The sequence below is a fragment of the Actinosynnema pretiosum genome, assembly GCF_002354875.1.
Classification (GTDB): domain Bacteria; phylum Actinomycetota; class Actinomycetes; order Mycobacteriales; family Pseudonocardiaceae; genus Actinosynnema; species Actinosynnema auranticum.
On record NZ_CP023445.1, the window covers coordinates 3,740,424 to 3,760,811 of the forward strand.

General features: G+C 77.7%; 15 protein-coding genes. 13 read left to right on the forward strand and 2 right to left on the reverse strand.

Annotated features, from left to right (window positions below; genetic code table 11):
* The first annotated feature begins 101 nt into the window (after positions 1-101).
* The 6 genes from CNX65_RS16075 (at position 102) to CNX65_RS36165 (ending at position 4,346) form a co-directional block, all read left to right on the forward strand.
* Positions 102-446, forward strand: a complete 345-nt coding sequence (locus CNX65_RS16075) for an STAS domain-containing protein (protein ID WP_015801964.1) — start codon at positions 102-104, stop codon at positions 444-446.
* A gap of 307 nt (positions 447-753) precedes the next feature.
* The gene (locus CNX65_RS16080) at positions 754-1,758 is read left to right on the forward strand and encodes an enoyl-CoA hydratase/isomerase family protein (protein WP_096493946.1); all 1,005 of its coding nucleotides are present in this window, start codon (positions 754-756) and stop codon (positions 1,756-1,758) included.
* A gap of 124 nt (positions 1,759-1,882) precedes the next feature.
* Positions 1,883-2,509, forward strand: coding sequence for a general stress protein (locus CNX65_RS16085; protein WP_096493948.1), 627 nt, complete (start codon positions 1,883-1,885; stop codon positions 2,507-2,509).
* Positions 2,510-2,595: 86 nt separating this feature from the next.
* On the forward strand, positions 2,596-2,949 hold the full coding sequence (locus CNX65_RS16090; RefSeq protein WP_096493950.1) for a hypothetical protein: 354 nt from the start codon (positions 2,596-2,598) through the stop codon (positions 2,947-2,949).
* A 131-nt stretch (positions 2,950-3,080) separates the two neighbouring features.
* Positions 3,081-3,506, forward strand: a complete 426-nt coding sequence (locus CNX65_RS16095) for a hypothetical protein (RefSeq protein WP_096497813.1) — start codon at positions 3,081-3,083, stop codon at positions 3,504-3,506.
* 129 nt (positions 3,507-3,635) lie between these two features.
* Complete coding sequence (locus CNX65_RS36165) at positions 3,636-4,346, forward strand: HMA2 domain-containing protein (protein ID WP_177154595.1); 711 nt, start codon at positions 3,636-3,638, stop codon at positions 4,344-4,346.
* Positions 4,347-4,926: 580 nt separating this feature from the next.
* On the opposite strand, the gene CNX65_RS16105 is transcribed toward CNX65_RS36165, so the two are convergent.
* A complete protein-coding gene (locus tag CNX65_RS16105) occupies positions 4,927-5,808 on the reverse strand; it encodes an NADP-dependent oxidoreductase (protein ID WP_096493952.1) in 882 nt (293 codons plus the stop codon).
* Positions 5,809-5,878: 70 nt separating this feature from the next.
* Between CNX65_RS16105 and CNX65_RS16110 the strand changes: the two genes are divergently transcribed.
* From CNX65_RS16110 to CNX65_RS16130, 5 genes are all read left to right on the forward strand, one after another.
* The gene (locus tag CNX65_RS16110; protein WP_232519862.1) at positions 5,879-6,523 is read left to right on the forward strand and encodes a TetR/AcrR family transcriptional regulator; all 645 of its coding nucleotides are present in this window, start codon (positions 5,879-5,881) and stop codon (positions 6,521-6,523) included.
* A 167-nt stretch (positions 6,524-6,690) separates the two neighbouring features.
* On the forward strand, positions 6,691-6,957 hold the full coding sequence (locus tag CNX65_RS16115; protein ID WP_096493954.1) for a DUF5132 domain-containing protein: 267 nt from the start codon (positions 6,691-6,693) through the stop codon (positions 6,955-6,957).
* 40 nt (positions 6,958-6,997) lie between these two features.
* Positions 6,998-9,244 (forward strand): ABC transporter ATP-binding protein, encoded by a 2,247-nt coding sequence (locus tag CNX65_RS16120; protein ID WP_096493956.1) that lies wholly within the window; start codon positions 6,998-7,000, stop codon positions 9,242-9,244.
* Between the two features lie 8 nt (positions 9,245-9,252).
* Entirely contained in the window at positions 9,253-10,503 is a 1,251-nt protein-coding gene (locus CNX65_RS16125) for a cation:proton antiporter domain-containing protein (RefSeq protein ID WP_177154596.1), read from the forward strand.
* A 64-nt stretch (positions 10,504-10,567) separates the two neighbouring features.
* Positions 10,568-10,819, forward strand: coding sequence for a hypothetical protein (locus CNX65_RS16130; RefSeq protein ID WP_157767678.1), 252 nt, complete (start codon positions 10,568-10,570; stop codon positions 10,817-10,819).
* A gap of 125 nt (positions 10,820-10,944) precedes the next feature.
* On the opposite strand, the gene CNX65_RS16135 is transcribed toward CNX65_RS16130, so the two are convergent.
* Entirely contained in the window at positions 10,945-11,991 is a 1,047-nt protein-coding gene (locus tag CNX65_RS16135) for a methyltransferase (RefSeq protein ID WP_157767679.1), read from the reverse strand.
* A 200-nt stretch (positions 11,992-12,191) separates the two neighbouring features.
* Between CNX65_RS16135 and CNX65_RS37850 the strand changes: the two genes are divergently transcribed.
* Both CNX65_RS37850 and CNX65_RS16145 read left to right on the forward strand, forming a co-directional pair.
* Complete coding sequence (locus CNX65_RS37850; protein WP_096493964.1) at positions 12,192-15,545, forward strand: helix-turn-helix domain-containing protein; 3,354 nt, start codon at positions 12,192-12,194, stop codon at positions 15,543-15,545.
* A gap of 55 nt (positions 15,546-15,600) precedes the next feature.
* Positions 15,601-20,370, forward strand: coding sequence for a type I polyketide synthase (locus CNX65_RS16145; protein WP_096493966.1), 4,770 nt, complete (start codon positions 15,601-15,603; stop codon positions 20,368-20,370).
* The last annotated feature ends 18 nt before the right edge of the window (positions 20,371-20,388 follow it).

Consider the following 20,388-nt stretch of genomic DNA (forward strand, 5'->3'; position numbering starts at 1 on the left):
CCCGCGCGATCGGGTGGGCGGCGCCGGTGCGGCGCGGCCCACCCGAAGCGGACGTGAACATCTGTCGTGTCGCGCGGCCCGAATCGGGGCATCATTGTGCCGTGACATCTCCCGAGACCCACGCCATCACCGGGGAGGTCGTCGACGGCGTGGCCGTCGTGCGCGCCTCCGGCGAGATCGACATGGCCAACAGCGACGACCTGCGCGTGATCGCCACCGACCTGGTCGACGGCGGGGCGCAGGCCCTGGTCGTCGACCTGTCCGAGGTGACCTTCTTCGCCTCCTCCGGCATCGCCGCGCTCGCCTACCTGCGCGACCGCGTCGGCCGGGGACTGGTGCGGGCGGTGCCCAGCCGCAGCGTGCGGCGCTCGCTGGAGGCGACCGCCGTGGACAAGCTGATCCCGCTGCACGAGAACCTGGAGGAGGCGCTGACGGCCGCGCGCTGAACCCCGGAACCCCTCGAAGCCCGGAAGCGGAGTGGGGACGTCCCCGGCCGTCGAGGGGGAAGTCGCGGCCGGGGACGTGCTCCCGGTGGCCGGTGGTGAACCGGACCGGTCGAGCGCGCGCTCGTGGGGCGGGTAGCCGCGGTGGGAGTTGATCAAACCCGGCTCGTTGATCAAGGGCGGGGTGGCGGAGCGGCCACGGGAGGGACCGCCAGACCCCGCGGAAGCGCGACCTGCGGGGTTGTAGTGCCAGGTCGCGGTGTGCTGATCGGTGGTTCGCGCTGCTCCGCAGCGCGGGGAAGTGGTCCCAGTGCCTGACGTGGTCATCCGGGTGGAGCGCGGGCTCGGCCGGATCACCCTCAACCGGCCCGGCGTGATCAACGCCCTGAACCGGGGCATGGTCGTGGAGATCCACGCCGCGCTGACCCGGTGGGCCGGTGACGACTCGGTGCGCGCCGTCCTGCTCGACGGCGCGGGGGAGCGCGGCCTGTGCGCGGGCGGCGACATCCGCTCCGTGCACGACGACGCGCGCGCCGGCGGCAGCGAGTCGATCGGCTTCTGGACCGACGAGTACCGCATGAACGCCGCCATCGGCGCGTTCCCCAAGCCCTACGTCGCGCTCATGGACGGCGTCGTCATGGGCGGCGGGGTCGGGGTCTCCGCGCACGGCTCGGTGCGGGTGGTCACCGAGCGCACCCGGCTCGCCATGCCCGAGGTCGGCATCGGCCTCGCCCCCGACGTGGGCGGCGCCCACCTGCTCTCCCGCGCGCCCGGCGAGCTGGGCACCTACGCCGCGCTCACCGCCGCGCACCTGTCCGCCGCCGACGCCCTGCACTGCGGCCTCGCCGACCACTTCGTGCCCTCCGCCGCGCTGCCCGCGCTGGTGGACGACCTGGAGTTCGGCGCGCACCTGGGCGTGGGCGTCGAGGCCGTCGTGGCCAGGCACACCGCCGACCCCGGACCGTCCGCGCTGGCCGGGCGCGCCCCCTGGGTCGACCACTGCTTCGCCGCCGACACCGTGGAGGAGGTCCTGGCCCGCCTGGAGGCCGCGGGACACGCCGACACGGCCGCGCTGATCACCACCAAGTCGCCGACCGCGCTCAAGGTCGCCCTGGAGGCGCTGCGCCGGGCCCGCGAGCTGCCCGACCTGGACGCGGTGCTCGCCCAGGACCTGCGGGTGTCCTCGGCGTGCCTGCGCGACCACGACCTGGTGGAGGGCATCCGCGCGCAGATCGTCGACAAGGACCGCGCCCCGCGCTGGTCGCCCGCGACGCTGGCCGGGGTGTCCCGCGAGGCGGTGCTGGCGCACTTCTGACCCCGCCGCCCACCGGTTGGGCCGGTGCCAGCGGTGTGTGATTGCTTGCGGTTCGCGGGCGCGCCGGTCGGGCATCCTGGGGCGTTGAGGGAGCGCCACCGGAACGAGCGAGGAGTTGACCGCTGTGAGCAGAGCGCAGCACCAGCCGACCGACCCCGACCGGCCGCAGACCGCGGTGGGCACCTACGACCGGTACGCCGAGGCCGAGCGCGCCGTCGAGCTGCTGTCGGACCGGCACTTCCCCGTCGACCGGGCCACGATCGTCGGCCGGGGGCTGCACAGCTTCGAGCAGGTCGCGGCCGGTCCCGGCTCGCTGAGGGTCGCGTCGACGGCCGCCGGGTTCGGCGCGCTGATCGGCGCGCCGCTGGGCTGGTTCTTCAGCGCGTTCGGCTGGGTCGACCCGGTCGTGTCCACGCCGCTGCTCATCGGCTACGGCGCGTTGTGCGGCGGGCTGCTGGCAGGGGTGGTCGGGCTGGTCGCGCACATCGTCCGGGGGCCGGGTGGCACGCCCGTGGTGCGGATGCGCGCGGACAGCTACGACGTGCTGACCGACGCCGAGTTCGCCCCCAGGGCCGCCCAGCTGCTCGACTCCCCGGACGCGCCGGTGCGCAGGGTGGAGACCTCCACGCCCTCCGCGACCATCCGCATCCGCCAGGAGGACCTGCCCGTCCACGCCCAGGACACCCCGCTGACGCACCCGCCCAAGCGCGGCAGGCTCACGACCGACCCCGACGGGCACGACCCGGTGTGAGCCGTGCGCGTGGAAACCCCGGTCGGGCGGTTGACGCGCGGAGCGCGGGGCTACCCGCTGGGGTGACCACCGGGAGGAGGCGGCGGATGAGGGCCGTGGCGGCGCTGCTGGCCGGGGTGGTGGTCGCGCTCGCCTGGCGCGGGCGCCGGGCGAGCGGCGAGCGGTGGCTGGTGGTGACCGTGGAGTGCGACCGGGTGCCCGCCACCTGGCCCGGCCCGCTGGGCGCCCTGGGCGACCGGGTGGAGATCCGCAACCGGCCCACCGCGCGCGGGGACGGCATCGAGCTGCTGGCCCGGCCGGTCGACGGCCGGGTCTCCCGCGCCGAGCTCAAAGCCGCGCTGCAGCGGGCGAAGGAGCTGGTGGAGGGCGTCGACGGGCGGGTGCCGCCGCCCCGCTCGGACGTGGACCGGCCGGTGGGCGGTCGGGAGGAGCGGCGCTGACGCCGTGACCGGGCCGCCGGTGGGTGGTCGCGCCGCGCGCGAACCCGCCCGTCGGGGACCGTGATGGGGTTGTTGTTGCGGTGGACTGCTTCCGTGACCCCCTCCGCGAGAACCGGGGTAGCGTCAAGATCGTGACGACTAACCCGGATCGCGGCCGGACCCGCTCCCAGGTCGTGGGCGCGCTGTCGGTCGCGGTCCTGTCCGCGCTGAGCTGGTTCGCCTGGTTCGGCTGGGACACCGAGTACGACCTGTCGCCCGACGGGCTCGACCGCACCGGGCCGTACCAGGTGTGGCAGGGCGTCGGGTGCGCGGTGTGCCTGCTGCTGGTGCTCGTCGGGGCCGTGGTGCTGCGCGGGGTGCGGCCGTCGTTCGCGGCGGCGGGCACGACGGTCGGGTTCACCCTCGGGTTCACCGTCTCGGCTGCGATCATCTCCGACGACGGGCTGTTCGTGATCGGGTCCGTGCTCGCGTTCCTCGGCGCGGCGGCCTGCAGCGCGCTGGTCGCGTTCGGGGCGCAGCGGTTCGCCGGGCGGAGCCGGGTCGCGCCCGGCCCGTGATGGCCGGGGCTCGCCGGAAAGCGTGAACCCCCGGCGCTCCGGGGGAGGGTTCCCGGCCGCTGCGCTAGCGTTGGGGCGCAGGCGATGCGCTCGTCCGCGCGTCCACCGCTCGGGGAATCGGGGAGCGCCATGCCCAACGCCCTCGCGGGGCTCCGGGTCCGCTCGGTCGTCCCCGGCCGCCAGCGCTGGCAGGTCCCGCACCTGCGCGCGAACCCCCGCGCCGCGTTCGCCCTGGAGACCGCGCTGCTGCGGCTGCCCGGCATCACCCACGTCCGGGCGAACCCGGTCACCGGTCGGGTGCTGGTGCTGCACCGCCGGTCGCTGGGCGTCACCGAGATCGGGGCCGCGCTGCGGGACGCGGTGACGGCGCTGTCCGGGGTCCTCCCCCCGGCCGAGACCGCACGCCACCCGTTCGTGCGGCTCGGGGTGGCCACCGGGGTGTCGTCGGTGGTGCTGCGCGGGGTCGTCGGCCGCGCGGCTCTCGGGGTGCCGCTGCTGCTGGTCGTGGGCGGGGTCGTCGTCCTGGCGGCCGAGGCGCGACGGCGCCCGCCGGGGCGCGGCGCGCCCGCCCGGCTCACCGGGCAGCGGCGCGAGGGCGCCCCGCGTTCACGACCTGAACGACCCCGACCCCGGCGCGAGCGGCCCGGTGACGTCGACGGATCGCGCTCGTTCTCCACGAGCGCGGCGGGCGCGGCGGGCATGACGGGCGCGGCGCTCCGCCCCGAGCCACCCGACCGGCCCACCCGGCAACGCCGAGACCGCGACCCCGCCCCGCCCGCCCACGCGCTCGTGCCCGCGCAGGCGCGCCCGCTGCACCGCCGGGTGCCCAGGCACCGGTGAACCGGGGCCGCCCACCCGCCGCGCGTTCGGGCCGGCCGCCGGTGCGCGCTCCCGGCCCGAACCGCGACACCCGCAGACCGCGCGCGTTCGGCTTGGTTGTCGGCGAGCGGCGCGGTTCAGGATCGCCTGCCGCCCGCGCCCGTCTTGCTTGGTTGTCGGCGCGTGGGCCCGGTTCAGGATTGCCCGCCGCCTGCGTACGTCTTGCTTGGTTGTCGGCGCGTGGGCCGGGTTCAGAATTGCCTGTCGCCCGCGTGCGTCCGGCTCGGTTGTCGGCGCGTGGGCCCGGTTCAGGATTGCCTGCTGCCCGCGTGTGTTCGGCTTGGGTGTCGGCGTATGGGCCGGGTTCAGGATTGCCCGTCGCCCGCGCGTGTCCAGCCGGTCGTCGGCGACCGGGCCCGGCTCAAGATCGCCCGCGGATCGCGTGCGTCCGGCTCGGTTGCTGGTGGCCGGGCGCGGTTCAGGATTGCCCGCGGATCGCGCGCTTCCTGCGCGGTCGTCGGCGCGCGGGTTCGGTTCAGGATCACCCGCCCCCCGCCCCCCGCCCCCGCCCCCCGCTCAGCCCGGTCGTCGGCGGCCCCGCTCAGATCACGATCACCCGTCGCCCCCGCGCGTGCCCGGCCTGGCTGTCGGCGTGGGCCCGCGCCGTCTCGGCGAGCGGGTAGGCGCGTTCGACCGGGATGCGCAGGGCGCCCCTCGTGATCAGGTCGACCGCCTCGGCCAGCGCGGCGGGCACGTCGTGCGCCGCGCCGGAGAACCGGACGCCGTGCTCGGCGGCGGCCCGGTCGGCGATGGTGATCACCTTCCGCGGGTCGCCGGTCAGCGCGACCAGGTCGGGGAGCACCCCCGCCCCGGCCAGGTCGAGCGCCGCGTCCACCGGGACCAGCGCCCGCACCCGCTCGACCCACCCCGGCCCGTAGGTCGTCGCGGTCGCGCCCAGGTCGCGCAGGTAGTCCTGGTTCGCCGCGCTCGCGGTCCCGACCACCCGCACGCCCCGGTCGCGCGCGATCTGGAGCACCGCCGACCCGACACCCCCGGACGCGCCGCTGACCAGCAGCGACTGCCCCTCCCGCACCCCGACCTCACGCAGCACCCGCAGCGCCGTCTCCACCACCGACGGGTACCCGGCCGCCTCCTCGAACGAGAGGCCCTCGGGGAGGTGGGCCCACGCCGTCAGCACCGCGAACTCCGCGCAGGTCTCGATCCCCTCGCCGAACACCCGGTCGCCGACCGCGACCCCGTCGACCCCCGCGCCGACCCGGTCCACCACCCCGGCCGCGTCCCGCCCGGTCCCGGCGGGCAGCGGCACCGGGAACTGCCCCTCGCGCACCCGCCAGTCGAACGGGTTCACCCCCGCCGCGCGCACCGCGATCCGCACCTGCCCCGGCCCGGCGCTCGGCTCGTCGGCGTCCACCAGGCGCAGCACGTCCGGACCGCCGTGCTCGCTGTAGCTGATCTTCTTCATGCCCCCGACACTAACCCTAACGGTTAGGGTTTTGGAACAGCTACGATTTAACACCTGATAGCATCCCGCCGTGACCGCGCCACCGGGCCGTCGCGAGCGCAAGAAGGCCGCGACCCGTCAGAAGATCGCCGACACCGCCCTGCGCCTGTTCCTGGAGCGCGGCTACGACGCGGTCGGCGTCCGCGACGTCGCGGCCGAGGCCGACGTCGCCGTCACCACGGTCTTCGCGCACTTCGACAGCAAGGAGGCCCTGGTCTTCGAGCGCGACGCCGACTTCGAGCACCGCCTCGTCCGGGCCGTCGCCGAGCGCGGGCGGGACGACCTCGTCCCCGCACTGCGCCACGAGGTTCACGCGATCGTGCGGCACTGCACCACCGACAGGTCGGCCGCGCTGGGGGAGTTGATCCAGTCCTCACCGGACCTGCGCGGCTACAACGAGGCCATGTGCGCCCGCCACGCCGCCTCCCTCGCGACCGCCATCGCCGCCGAACTCGGCCTGCCGCCGCGCACCACGGCCTGCCGGGCGATCGCCCGCTTCGCGGTCGACGCCCACGTCCTCGCGCGCGAGGCCCAGGACCCCGAGGCGGCCGTGGACGAGGTCTTCCGGATGATCCAGGCCGCCTGGGACGCCGCCGACCTCAGCGCCGACCCCCACGCCGACCCCCACGCCGATCCCCACGCCGACCTCAGCGCGGGCGCGCCGCAGGACCGCTGAACCGCCCCGCGCGGCGGGAGGCCCACCGCGCCCCGCCCGCGCGCGCCGTCCACCGGAAAGTGTGAACCCCCGGTCGATCGGGCGGGATCACCCGCCCACTCCACTAGCGTGCTGCCCAAGCGCTGATCGTCTTCGCGCGTCCACCGCCTGAGGGATCGGGGAGCACCATGCCCTTCGTCGCTCCTCTCCTGCTCGGTCTCCTGACCGTCCCCGTGGCCAGGAGGGTCGCCAAGCCGCTCGCCCGCGGCGTCGTCCGGACCTCCGCGGGCATCGTCGCCGGTGCCCGCCGCGCCGCGCACGCCGTCGGCGAGGAGCTCCAGGACATCACCGCCGAGGTGACCGCCGAGCTGGAGGCCGCCCGGCTCGCCGCCGACGTGGTGGAGCCCCCGAGGGGCGCGCCCGCCGGGACCGGGCCGGACGCCAGAGCGCGCTGACCCCCGACCCCGAGCCCCCGCCCGGAGAGAAGGCCCCACCGTGACCCAGCTCCTCGACGCCGCCCCGACCACCAGGCTCACCGGGTTCCGGGTGCGCTCGGTCGTCCCCGGCCGCCAGCGCTGGGACGTCCCGCGCGTGCGCAGGAACCCGCGCGCCGCGCGCGCCCTCGAAGCCGCGCTGCTCCGCCAGCCCGGCATCACCGGGGCGCAGGCCAGCCCCGCGACCGGCCGGGTGCTGGTGCTGCACGACCGGGCGCTCGGCGTCGCCGAGGTCGGCGCCGCCCTGCGGGACGCGGTCGCCGCCGCGGCCAGCGCCCCGCTGGTCGTCGAGGGCAGCACCACGACGAGCCCACCGGCCACCGCCGCGAGCACGTCCGGCGGCACGTCCGAGGTCGCGCTCCGGCCCGCGAGCGCCGTCCTGCGCCGCCCGCTCGCCCTGGTCGGCGTGGTCACCGGCGTCTCGTCCGCCGTCCTGCGCCACGCCTGGCGCGCCCTCCTGCGGCCCCTGCGCCGCACCGCCGCGGGCACCCGGCTCTCCGCCCACCCGCTGGTGCGCGCCCTCGGCCGCCGCCGGTCGGCGCTCGCCGCCGCCGCCGCGCTGACGGTGGCCTGCCAGCTCGCCGAGCTCGGCCTCGGGCTGTTCCTCGGCTGGATCCTGCTGGTGCTGATCAAGGGCGAGTACGCCCCGCTCACCGCGCTCGGCGTCACGAGCGCCCCCGCCCAGCTGCTCGCGCTCGCCGCCGGGGCCGCCGCGACCTGCGGGGTCGTCGTCGTGCTCTCCGCCGCCTCCGGCGCCCGCTGGCGCGCGCTCGGCCAGGGCGTCCGGCGCGACCAGCGCGCCCGCCTGCACCGCCACACCCAGCGCCTGGAGATGCGGCACATCCAGCGCGAGCGGCCCAGCCGCGTCGCGGGCGTGCTCGCCGACGACGTCGACCAGCTCGGCGCGTTCTTCTCCGGCCCGGCGGGCGAGGCGGTCCAGCTCGCCACCAGCGCGCTGATCCTGGTCCCGTCGTTCCTGGTGCTCGTGCCCGGCATCGCCTGGATCGCGTTCCTGCCCCTGCCGTTCGTCGCGGCCCTGTCCCTGCGCCAGCGCGACCGCTCCGCCGCCGACTACGCCAGCGCGGGCGAGCAGGCCGCCCTGCTGCGCAGCAGGCTCTCCGCCGCACTGGAGGCCGCCGCCACGGTCAAGAGCGCCTGCGCCGAGGACCACGAGGCCGAGCTGGTCGACCTGCTGGAGCTGGCGGGCGCCGACGCGGCCACGCGCACCCAGCAGCACGCCGTCCGGTTCGGCGAGGGCATCCGCGCCTGGACCACCTGCTCCATGGCGGGCACCCTGCTCGTGGGCGGGCTCAAGGTGCTCGACGGCACGCTCCCGTTCGAGCGGTTCAGCCCGCTGATCGGGCTGCCGCAGCAGATGGTCATGCGGCTGACCCGGCTGGGCCCGATCGTCGACCAGTACCAGCGCACCCTCGCCGCGCACGACCGGGTCGAGCACCTGATGTCCCTGCCCACCGAGCCCACCGGTGGCCGCGCGCTGGCCCGCGAGCGGGTCGCGGGCGCCATCGCGCTCGACCGCGTGTCCTTCTCCTACGAGGGCCGCCCGCGCGTGCTGGACCGGTTGTCGCTGCGCGCGGCGGCGGGCCGGGTCACCGGCATCGTCGGCGCGACCGGCTCGGGCAAGACCACCGTCGCCAAGCTGCTGATGCGCTTCCAGGACGCGGACACCGGCCGGGTGCTGCTCGACGGGCGGGACGTGCGCGGCCTGCGCCTGCCCGACCTGCGCGCGGCCGTCGGGTTCGTCGCCCAGGACCCGTTCCTGTTCGACGGCACGATCGCGGACAACATCCGCTACGGCACGTTCTCCGCCACCGACGAGCAGGTCCGCGAGGCCGCCCGCACGGCCGAGGCCCACGCGTTCGTCGAGTCGCTGCCCCTGGGCTACGACACGGTGGTCGGCGAGCACGGCGCGGCGCTGTCCGGCGGGCAGCGGCAGCGGATCGCGCTCGCCAGGACCGTGCTGAAGAACCCGCCCGTGGTGGTCCTGGACGAGGCCACGTCGGCGGTGGACAACGAGACCGAGGCGGCGATCCAGCGCGCGCTGGCGACGTTCGCGCGGGGCCGCACCCTGATCGTGATCGCGCACCGGCTCTCCACCGTCCGCAACGCGGACCACATCTACGTGCTGGAGCGGGGCGGCGTCGTCGAGCAGGGCGCGCACGAGGGCCTGGTGGCCTCCGGCGGGCGCTACGCCTCGCTGTGGGAGCTCCAGGCGGGGGCGAGGGGCTGAGCGCGCCGGTGGCGGCCCCGGCGGGCGACTCGCTCGTCGCGCTGCTGTTCCTCGACCTCGCGGTCGTCCTGGCGCTCGGCGCCCTGCTCGGCGCGCTGGCCAGGCGGCTGGGGCAGCCCTCGGTGGTGGGGGAGGTCGCGGCCGGGATCGCGCTCGGCCCCAGCCTGCTCGGCCTGCTGCCCGGCGACCCGGTGGCGCTGCTGTTCCCGCCCGAGGCGCGCCCGCCGCTGGCGTTCGCCGCCCAGCTCGGCCTGGTGCTGTTCATGTTCCTGGTCGGCTGCGAGCTGGACGTCGCGGAGCTGCGCGGCGCGGGGCGGGTGGTCGGCGCGGTGTCGGCGGGCTCGGTCGTGCTGCCGTTCTGCCTCGGGCTGGGCGTCGCGGCGCTGCTGTGGCCGCAGGGCGGTGACGCGCTCGCGCTGTTCACCGCAGCCGCCCTGTCGATCACCGCTTTCCCCGTGCTGGCGCGGATCCTGGCCGAGCGGCGGATGCAGCGCACCCGGTCCGGGGTGGTCGCGCTGGCGAGCGCCGCGGTGAACGACGTGGTGGCGTGGTGCGCGCTCGCCGTCGTCGCCGGGATCGTGACCGCGCGCGGCCCCTGGTCGGCGGTGGCCACGCTGGCCTGGACGGCGGCGCTGGTCCTGGTGGCGGTGCTCCTCGTCCGGCCGCTGGTGGGGTGGGTTGCCCGGACGGTGGGCGGCTCGCCGCGCGCGGACGCGGTGCTGTTCGCGGTCGTCGTCCAGGGGCTGCTGCTGTTCGCGCTCGCCACCACGGCCATCGGCCTGCACGCGGTGTTCGGGGCGTTCCTGTTCGGGGCGGTTGTGCCCAAGGACGCGCTCCGGGAGGCCGCGCCGACCCTGGTGGACCGGGTCGGCGGGCTCAGCTCCCTGCTGCTGCCGGTGTTCTTCGTCGTGGCCGGGCTGTCCGTGGACGTCGGCGGCCTCGGCTGGTCCGGCGCGGCGGAGGCGCTGCTGGTGCTCGTCGCCGCGTGCGTCGGCAAGCTGGTCGGCGCGGCGGGCGGCGGTCTGCTCGCGGGGCTGCCCGCGCGCGACGCGGCCGAGGTCGGCGTGCTGATGAACGCCAGGGGGCTCACCGAGCTGGTGGTGCTGGGCGTGGGGCTGGAGCTGGGGGTGCTGGACGGGCGCCTGTTCACCGTCCTGGTCGTGATGGCGCTGGTGACGACGGCGGCGACCGGCCCGCTGCTGACGCTGATCGCCCGGCGGTCCGGGCGGGAGGTCGCCGCGCTCGAAGGACTCCGGTAGTCCACCCCCTGTCCACAGCGACTTGGCGGGCTTGCCGGTCCCGACCACCGCCAGACCGAACTGGTTGGTCAGCGGGAACCGCGCCGGGCTCACGAACGCGACGCACCAGACGTCCTCGCCGGCCAGGCGCCTGCCCTCGAAGGCGACCGACTCCAGCGCGGTCAGGCAGTTCTCGGCGCCCGCGTCCGCGATGGCGACCGTCGTCGACCCGCTCTCGCTCGACGTCGCTCGGAACGCGGGTCCCGCCACCGGGGCGCGGACCACGCCGACCACCGGGATCGTGCTCCGCGCCCTGCGGCTGTCGTGCGGCCGGTAGGGGCGCCCGACCACCCGCGGCGGCGGATCCCGCGAACGGTCCGGCGAACAGGTCAGGTGGGGCGGCGGTCAGCGCGGACCGAGTCGAGCAGAGCAGCACCAGTGCGGCCCGGTGAGAGCTGACGATCACCCGTCCGTGCGCGGGCTCAGGCGTGGGGCGCCCTCCAGCAGGTGGTACGGCGTCCCGGTCGGGGTGACCGAGCGCAGCTCCAGCCCGGCCCGGTCGAACAGCTCGGCGAACTCCGCCGTCGAGCGCTCGCGCCCGCCGCACAGCACGAACAGCCGCAGGCTGCTGTGCGCCGCGTAGGTCCGGTTGGCCTCGTCGTCGGAAAGCGCTTCCACGACCACGACCCTGGCGTGCGCGGGCGCGTCGGCGCGGACGTTGGCCAGCGCCCGCACGGCCTGCGCGTCGTCCAGCACGTGCAGGACCGTGCGCAGCACGTAGACGTCCGCCGCGCCGACCCGGTCCGCGAACAGGTCGCCCGCCCTGATCTGGACCCGGTCGTCGCCGCGCAGCTCGGGAACCGCGTCCCGGACCGCCTCGGGCAGGTCGAACAGCACGCCCGAGAGCACGGGGTGCTCGCGCAGCAGCGCGGCGAGCAGCCTGCCCCGCCCGCCGCCGACGTCGACCACCCGCGCGGCCCCGGTCAGGTCGAGCGCGGAGCGGATCGCCTCGTCGAACGGGTCGCCGGGGCCGGTGGCCACCGCGTCGTGGAACACCGCGGCGGCGGCCGGGTCGGCGGCGAGGAGGTCGAACAGCGGGCGGCCGTGCACCAGCTCCAGCGGGGAGGTGTCGGTGCGCACGCCCTCCGCGAGCCCGCGCCACGCCTCGTCCGCCCAGCCCGCCGTGAGCAGGCGGGTGAGCGCCAGGCCGTCGGTCGAGCGCAGGGCGCGGGAGAGCGGCGTGTGGCGGACGTGGGCGCGCTCGTCCAGCGCGAGCACGCCCACGTCGGCGAGCACCGCGACCAGCTGCGCGAGCCGCGTCGGCGCGACGCCCGCCAGCGCCGCCAGGTCGGGGACGGCGGTGGGGGCGTCCGGGAGCAGGTCGGGCAGGCGCAGCTCCACGGCGGCGCGCAGCGCGCCCCAGCCTGCGGCGGCGGTCGCGAGCGCCTGGAAGGCCGCGGCGCCCTCGTCGTGCCGGTGCGCGGTGTGCTCGTCGTCGGTCAACGTCACGGTGGTCGCCTCCTGGAACGGGTGCGGGGGTGCGCTCAGGAGTGTCCGACCTGGGACGCCCGCGCGGCAGGGGACTTCGTGGTTTTCCCGGCGCGGGTGGGCGGCCAGTGGGGGTGCGGTGGTCGGGGCGTGGACAAGACGACTGACAGGGCTGTTGACATGCCTGAAGGTCGGCGGGGCGGACGCGGGGGAGGCGAGGGATGCGGCTGGTGGACCGCGACGGGCAGTGCGAGGCGCTGGCTGCCCTGCTGGAGGGCGCGGCGGGCGGGTGCGGGGGCGCGGTGCTGCTCAGGGGCGCGCCGGGGCACGGGAAGACCGCGCTGCTGGGGCGCCTGGTCGTGATGGCCGAGGGCGCGGGGTTCCGGTGCCTGGTGGTCGAGGCGGACGCGCTGCCCGAGGTCGCGGAGGTCGCGGCGGGCGGCGGCGCGCTGCTGGTGGCCGTGGACGACGCCGGGGGCGCCGACGTGGGCGCGCTGTTCGACCTGGTGGCGTGGGCGAGACGCACGACCGCCGTCCTCGCGCTCACCGACCTGCCCCGCCTGCCCGACGACGACCCGCTGGGCGCCGTGGCGCGCACGCCGGGCGCCCTCGTGCTCGACCTCCCGCCACTGCGACCGGAGACCACCGCCGCGCTGCTCGGCGGGTCCCCGTGGCCGGTGACCGGGGGGAACCCCGCGCTGGTGCGCGGGCTGGCCCACGACCTCGTGGCGGGGGAGGCGGGACCGGGGGCCGCCTACCGCGCCGCCCTCGCCGGGGTGCTCGACCGCTGCGGCGCCGAGGTGGCCGCCGTCGCGCACGCCACCGCCGTGCTCACCGGGCCCGCCGTTGGGCTTCTCACCGCACCCGCCGCCGCGCTTCCCGCCGGGCTTCGCGCCGCACCCACCGCCGCGCTTCTCACCGCACCCGCCGCCGTGCTTCCCGGCGGGGTGCTTCCTGGTGCCGCGCTTCCTGACGGGGCGCACCCTGCTGCGGGCCCTGGTGAGGCGTGCGAAGGCACCGCGCCTGCTGGCGAGGCTCTTTCCGCTGCTGTGCGCCCTGGCGAGGCGTGCCCAGGCACCGCGCTTCCCGACGGGGTGCTTCCGGGGGTCGCGTCTCCCGGCGGGGCGTTCCCCGCCGCCGACGTTCTCGGCGGGCCCTTCCCCGCCGCCGTGCGTTCCGCCGCCGCGCTTCCAGACTGGGCCCTCCCCGCCGCCGTGCGTCCCGGCGAGGCGTGCCCTGGCACCGCGCTTCCCACCGACGCGCCCCCTGGGGCCGCGCCCCCTGGCGGGGCGCTTCCCGACGGCGGGGCGCGACCGCTCACGTCTGGCGAGGTGGGCGTCCGGCAGGGGGGAGTGGGGCCGGTCGCGCCCGGTCGCGCCGGTGCCTCGCCGGGGGGCGCTGAGCCGCTCGTGCCCGGCCCGGTGTCTGGGGTGAGGGCTGATCCCGCCGGGGGGGACGGGGCTTCCGCGTTCGGTCGGGTGGCTGCGGATCACGTCGTTCCCGCTGGGGTCCGCCCCCGCGCGTCCTCGGACCCCGCCGCGCCCGTCGACCTGGTCGCCGACCTGCTCGGTCGGGCCCCCGCCTCCGTCGTCGACGCCCGCGCCCGCCTCGCGGGAGCCGGGCTCGACCGGGCCGATCCCGCCGCTGTGCTGGACGTGCTGCCCGCCGCCCGGCGCGCCGAGCTGCACCTGCGCGCCGCGCGGACGTTGCACGAGCGCGGTGAGTCGCCCGCCGTCGTCGCCGACCACCTCGTCACCGCCGGGCTGCCCGCGCCCGCCTGGGCCGTCGACGTGCTCGTCGCCGCCGCCGACCACGCGCTCGCCGCCGACGACGTGCCCACCGCCGTCGCACGGCTCGCCGCCGCCCACCGCCGGGACGACGCGGACCAACCGCGGGCCGTCCCCCCGCGCGCAGTCCCGGACCCGCCCGTCGCCGCCCACCGGTGCGGGTGCGCGGACCGGACGGCCGCGCCCGCCGAGCGCCGCACGTCGCCCGAGGCCGCCGCCGTCGCCGGGCCCGCGCTCACCGCCCGGCTCGCCCGCGCGCGCTGGCAGCTCAACCCGGCTGCCGCGCTGTGCCACCTCGACCCGCTCGCCGACGCGCTCGCCGCCGACCCCGACGCGCTCGCCCCGCGGGACGCCGCCGCGCTGGTGCGCCAGCTGGTCTGGCACGGGCGCACCACCGCCGCCGGGCGCGTGCTCGCCGCGCTGCGCGCCCGCGAGCACGCCGCCGAGCTGCCCGACCTGGAGACCTGGCTCTCCCTCGCCTGCCCGCCGCTCGCCGCCTCCCGCCGCCCCACAACCCTCCACGCCTCCGCCCCGCACACCTCCGCCCCGCGCACCTCGGCCCACCCCACCCCCCTCGCCCCACCCCCGAGCCGCGTCGACCCGTGGTTGCGCGAGGCCGCCAGCCTGGTCGGCGGGTTCGCGCTCGGGGACCAGCGCCGGGCCGCCGCCGAGGCCGCGCACTACCTGCGCCACGCCCACCTCAGCCACACCTCCCCGTGGTCCGAGGAACCCGCGCTGCTCGCCCTGCTAGCCCTGGTGCGCGCCGACCGCGCCGCCGACGCCGACCGGGCCTGCGCCCGGCTGCTCGACGAGGCCCGCGCCCGGCGCGCGCCCACCTGGGTCGCCTCCTTCGCCGCCGCCGCCTCGGTGATCGCGCTGCGGCTCGGCGACCTCGCGGGCGCCGCCGGGCACGCCCGCGCCGCGCTCGACGCCGTCCCCTCGCACGGCTGGGGCGCGTCCGTGGGCCTGCCGCTGGGCTCGCTGATCCTCGCCGACACCCTGCGCGGGCGGCGCCGGGAGGCCGGGCGGCACGTCACCGCGCCCGTGCCGGACGCCCTCTTCGACGGCCCCGCCGCCCCGCACTACCTGCACGCGCGCGGCCACCACCACCTCGCGTCCGGGCGGGACCACGCGGCGCTCGCGGACTTCCTGGCGTGCGGCGACCTCCTGCGCTCGTGGGGCCTCGACCTGCCCGGCCTCGCGCCGTGGCGCACCGGGGCCGCCGAGGCGTGGACCCGCCTGGGCAACCACGACCGCGCCCGGCGGCTGGTGTTCGACCAGCTCGCCACGACCGGCGCCGACGCGGGCCGCCCCAGGGCGCTGGCGCTGCGCGCGCTCGCCCCGCTCAGCCCGCCGACCCGCCGCCCGCACCTGCTCGCCGAGGCCGCCGACGCCCTGGAGCGCTGCGGTGACCGCTACGAGCTGGCCGCCACCCTCGCCTGCCTCGGCGCCGCGCACCACGCCCTCGGCGACCACCGCCGCGCCCGCGCCGTGCTGCGCAGGGCCTGGCACCTGGCCAGGGCGTGTGGCGCGCGACCGCTGTGCGCGCGCCTGGAACCGGACGCGGCCGACCCCGTCGAGCACGACACCAGCGGCCTCACCGGCTCCGAGCGCAAGGTCGCCGCCCTGGCCGTCACCGGCCTCACCAACCGGCAGATCGCCGAGAAGCTGTTCGTCACCCCGAGCACCGTCGAGCAGCACCTGACCAGGGTGTTCCGCAAGCTGCGCGTCACCCACCGCGCCGACCTGCCCACCACCCTGCACGCCGACCTGACCACCCCCGCCTGACCACCCCCGCCCGACCACCCGACCACCCGCCCGAGCCCTGGAGACGCGCACACCCATGACCGACGGGACCCACGAGAAGCTGGTCGACTACCTCCGGTGGGTCACCGCCGACCTGCACGAGACCCGGCGCAAGCTCGCCGACCTGGAGTCGGCGGGCCACGAGCCGATCGCGATCACCGGCCTGGCCTGCCGCGCCCCCGGCGGCGTCCGCACCCCGGAAGCGCTGTGGGAGCTGGTGGACGGCGGCGTCGACGCGATCACCGGCTTCCCCACCGACCGGGGCTGGGACCTGGCCGGGCTCTACGACCCCGACCCGACCAGGCCGGGCACCTGCTACACCCGCGAGGGCGGGTTCCTGCACGACGCCGCCGAGTTCGACGCCGGGTTCTTCGGCATCGGCCCGCGCGAGGCCGTCACGATCGACCCGCAGCACCGGATGCTCCTGGAGACCTCCTGGGAGGCGGTCGAGCGCGCGGGCCTCGACCCGCTGTCGCTGCGCGGCACCGGAACCGGCGTCTTCTCCGGCGTGGTCTACCAGAACTACGGCAACCGGCGGCGCGTCGCCGAGGAGTTCGAGGGCCACCTGGCCATCGGCAGCTCCGGCAGCGTCGCCTCCGGCCGGGTCGCCTACGCGCTCGGCCTGCACGGGCCCGCGATCACCGTGGACACCGCCTGCTCGTCGTCGCTGGTCGCGATCCACCTGGCCGCGCAGTCGCTGCGGCGCGGCGAGTGCGCGATGGCGCTGGCGGGCGGCGCGACGGTCATGCCCCTGTCGGACGTGTTCGTGGAGTTCGCCCGGCAGCGCGGACTGTCCCCGGACGGGCGCTGCAAGGCGTTCTCCGCCGACGCCGACGGCACGGCGTGGGGTGAGGGCGTCGGCGTGGTGCTGCTGGAGCGGCTCTCGGACGCGCGCCGCGCCGGGAGGCCGGTGCTGGCGGTGATCCGGGGCAGCGCGGTCAACTCCGACGGCGCGTCCAACGGGCTGACCGCGCCCAACGGGGCCGCGCAGCAGCGCGTCATCGAGGCGGCGCTGGAGGACGCGGGGCTGCGGCCGTCCGACGTGGACCTGCTGGAGGCGCACGGCACCGGCACCCGCCTCGGCGACCCGATCGAGGCGGCGGCGCTCCAGGCCACCTACGGGCGCGCCAGGCCCGAGGGCAGGCCGCTGCTGCTCGGCTCGCTCAAGTCCAACATCGGGCACGCCCAGGGCGCGGCCGGGGTGCTGGGCCTGGTCAAGGTCGTGCAGGCGCTGCGCCACGGCGTCGCGCCGCGCACCCTGCACGCCGACCGGCTCACCCCCGAGGTCGACTGGACCTCCGGCGCGCTGCGCGTGCTGACCGAACCCGCGCCGTGGCCGCGCGGGGAGCGGCCCCGGCGCGCGGCGGTGTCCGCGTTCGGCATGAGCGGGACCAACGCGCACCTGGTCGTGGAGGAGGGCGACGCGCCGTCCGCGCCGGGGGAGCGGCGTCCGGCGGGCGCGCTGCCGCTGCTGCTGTCCGCGCGCGGGGGCGCGGCGCTGCGCGCGGCGGCGGCCGACCTGGTCGAGCTGCCGGGGGAGCCGGTGGACGTGTGCTGGTCGCTGCTCACCGGCCGCGCCCGGCTGGTCGACCGCGCGGTGGTGGTCGCCGCCGACCGGGCCGGGTTCACCGCCGGGCTGGAGGCGCTGGCCGCCGACCGGCCCTCGGCCGCCGCGGTGACCGGGCGGGCCGACGTGGCGGGCCGCACGGTGCTCGTGTTCCCCGGCCAGGGCGGCCAGTGGGTGGGCATGGGCGCCCGGCTGCTCGACGAGTCGCCGGTGTTCGCGGCGGCCGTGGCGCGCTGCGCGGCGGCCGTGGAGCCGCTGGTGGACTTCCGCGTGGTGGACGCGCTGCGCGGCGGCGACCTCGGCCGGGTGGACGTGGTGCAGCCGGTGTCGTTCGTGCTGATGGTGGCGCTGGCGCGGCTGTGGCGCTCGGTCGGCGTCGAGCCGGACGTGGTCGTCGGCCACTCGCAGGGCGAGATCGCGGCGGCCTGCGTGGCCGGGGCGCTCTCGCTGGAGGACGCGGCGCGGGTGGTGGTGCTGCGCAGCCGGGCCATCGCCGCCGAGGCGGGCGGCGGCGGCATGGCCTCGATCCCGCTGCCGCGCGCGGAGGTCGAACGCCTGATCACCGGCACCGGGGTGTCCGTGGCGGCGGTCAACGGACCCGGATCGGTGGTCGTCTCCGGCGACGTCGACCCGCTCGTGGCGCGGGTGGAGGGCGCGCGCAGGCTGCCGGTGGACTACGCCTCGCACTCGCCCGCCGTCGACGTGCTGCGCGGGCGGCTGCTGGCCGACCTCGCGCGGGTCACGCCCCGACCGGCCGCGATCCCGATGCTGTCCACCGTCACGGGGAAGTGGCTGGACGGCGCCGAGCTGGACGCCGACTACTGGTTCGCCAACCTGCGCGAGCCGGTCCGCTTCGCCGACGCGGTCACCGAGCTCGCCGGGGCGGACTGCGCGGCGTTCGTGGAGGTCGGGGCGCACCCGGTGCTCACCGCCGCGATCCAGGACGTCCTGGGCGAGCGGACCGCCGTGGTCACCGGCACGCTGCGCCGCGACGACGGCGGCCTCGACCGGTTCCTGCGCTCCGCCGCCGCGCTGCACGTGCGCGGCGTGCCCGTCGACTGGGCCCCCGTCTTCGAGGGCCTGGACGCCCGGCGCGCCGACCTGCCCACCTACCCGTTCCAGCGCGCCCGCCACTGGCTCCAGGAGGCCGAACCCGACGCCCGGCAGGCGGGCGGCGACGACCCGCTGTGGGCGGCGGCGCGCGACGCCGACGGCCTGTGCGCCGAGCTGGAGCTCACCGAGCCCGACCAGCGCGCCGCGCTGCGCGCCGTCCTGCCCGCGCTGACCGCCTGGCACGAGCGCAGGAGCGAGCGGGCCCTGCTGGACTCCTGGCGCTACCGGATCACCTGGCGCACCCTGCCCGAACCGCCCGAGTCCGCCCCGCGCGGCGACTGGCTCGTCGTCGGACCGCACCCCGACCTGCTGGCCGACCTGCTGCCCGGCGCCGCGCTCGACCCCGGCGACGCCGACCGCGCCGCCCTCGCCGACCTGCTCCGCCCGCACACCGCCGTCGCGGGCGTCCTTGCCACGCCGGGCGCCGACGTGCTCACCCTGGTCCAGGCGCTCGGCGACGCGGGCGCCACCGCGCCGCTGTGGTGCGCCACCACCGGGGCCGTCGCGATCTCCCCGCACGACGGCCCGCCGGACCCCGCCCAGGCCGCCACCTGGGGACTGGGCCGCGTCGTCGCGCTGGAGCACCCCGGCCGCTGGGGCGGGCTGGTCGACCTCGCCGACCCCGCCGACCCGCGCCAGCGCCGCGGGCTCGCCGCCGTCCTCGCCGGACCCGGCGTCGACGACGGAGGTGAGGACCAGGTCGCCATCCGCGCGCAGGGCGTGTTCGCGCGCAGGCTCGTGCGCGCCGAACCGCAGGCCCCGGCCGCCCCGTGGACCCCGCGCGGCACGGTCCTGATCACCGGCGGAACCGGCGGCGTCGCCGCGCACGTGGCCCGCCGCCTCGCCGCCCTCGGCGCCGACCACCTCGTCCTCACCAGCCGCCGCGGCCCCTCGGCCCCCGGCGCGCCCGCGCTCGCCGCCGACCTGGAGGCGCTGGGCGCCCGCGTCACCACCGCCGCCTGCGACGTCGCCGACCGCGCCGCGCTCGCCGCCCTGCTGACCGGCCTGGAGCGCGCGGGCGAGCAGGTCACCGCCGTCGTGCACGCGGCGGGCGCCAACGCCCAGACCCCCGTCGCCGACACCACCCCCGAGGAGCACGCGCGCGTCCAGGCCGCCAAGGCGCTCGGCGCCGAGCACCTCGACGAGCTGCTGGGCGGGCGCCCGCTCGACGCGTTCGTCCTGTTCTCCTCCAACGCGGGCGTGTGGGGCAGCGGCGGCCAGTGCGCCTACGCCGCCGCCAACGCCCGCCTCGACGCACTGGCCCAGCGCCGCCGCGCGCACGGCCGCGTCGCCACCTCCGTCGCCTGGGGCGCCTGGGACGGCGGCGGCATGTCCAGCGCCACCCCGGACATCGCCGCCCAGCTCGCCCAGGCTGGCCTGCGCCTGATGCCCCCGGACCTGGCGGTGTCCGCGCTGCTCGACGCCGTCGCCCGCGACGAGAGCACCACCGTCGTGACCGACGTGCGCTGGGAGGCGTTCGCCGCCCGGTTCACCGCCCTGCGCCGCAGCCCCCTGCTCGCCGACCTGCCCGAGGCCCGCCCCGAACCGGTCGCCGCCACCGCCGAGCCCGACCGGGGGCTGGCGGGCGAGCTGGCCGCGCTGCCCGCGCCCGAGCGGCTGCGCAGGCTCACCGACCTGGTGCGCGCGCACGCCGCCGCCGCGCTCGGCCACCCCGGACCCGAGTCGGTGCCCGCCGACGTGGCCTTCCGCGACCTCGGCGTCGACTCGCTCGCCGCCGTCGAGCTGCGCAACCGGGCCTGCGCCGCGACCGGCGCGAAGCTCACGCCCACCGCGGTCTTCGACCACCCCACCCCGCGCGCGCTCGCCGAGCACCTGGCCGAGCACCTCGCCGCCGCCAGGGACAGCGCCGCCCCCGACGCGGCCCCGGACGCCGAGGACCCCACGTCCGCGCTGCGCGACCTGGACGCCCTGGCCGCCGCCCTGCCCGCCGCCGCGGGCGACGACGCGCTGCGCGAGCGGGTCACCGCGCGCCTGCGCGAGGTCCTGGGCCGCTGGGAGGAGCTGACCGGCGGACCCGGCGGACCCGACGACCTCGATCTCGACCACATCAGCGACGACGAGCTGTTCCGCCTGGCCGACAGCAGGCTCGGCCCGACCGGCGCCTGAGAGGGACACGTGTCCGAC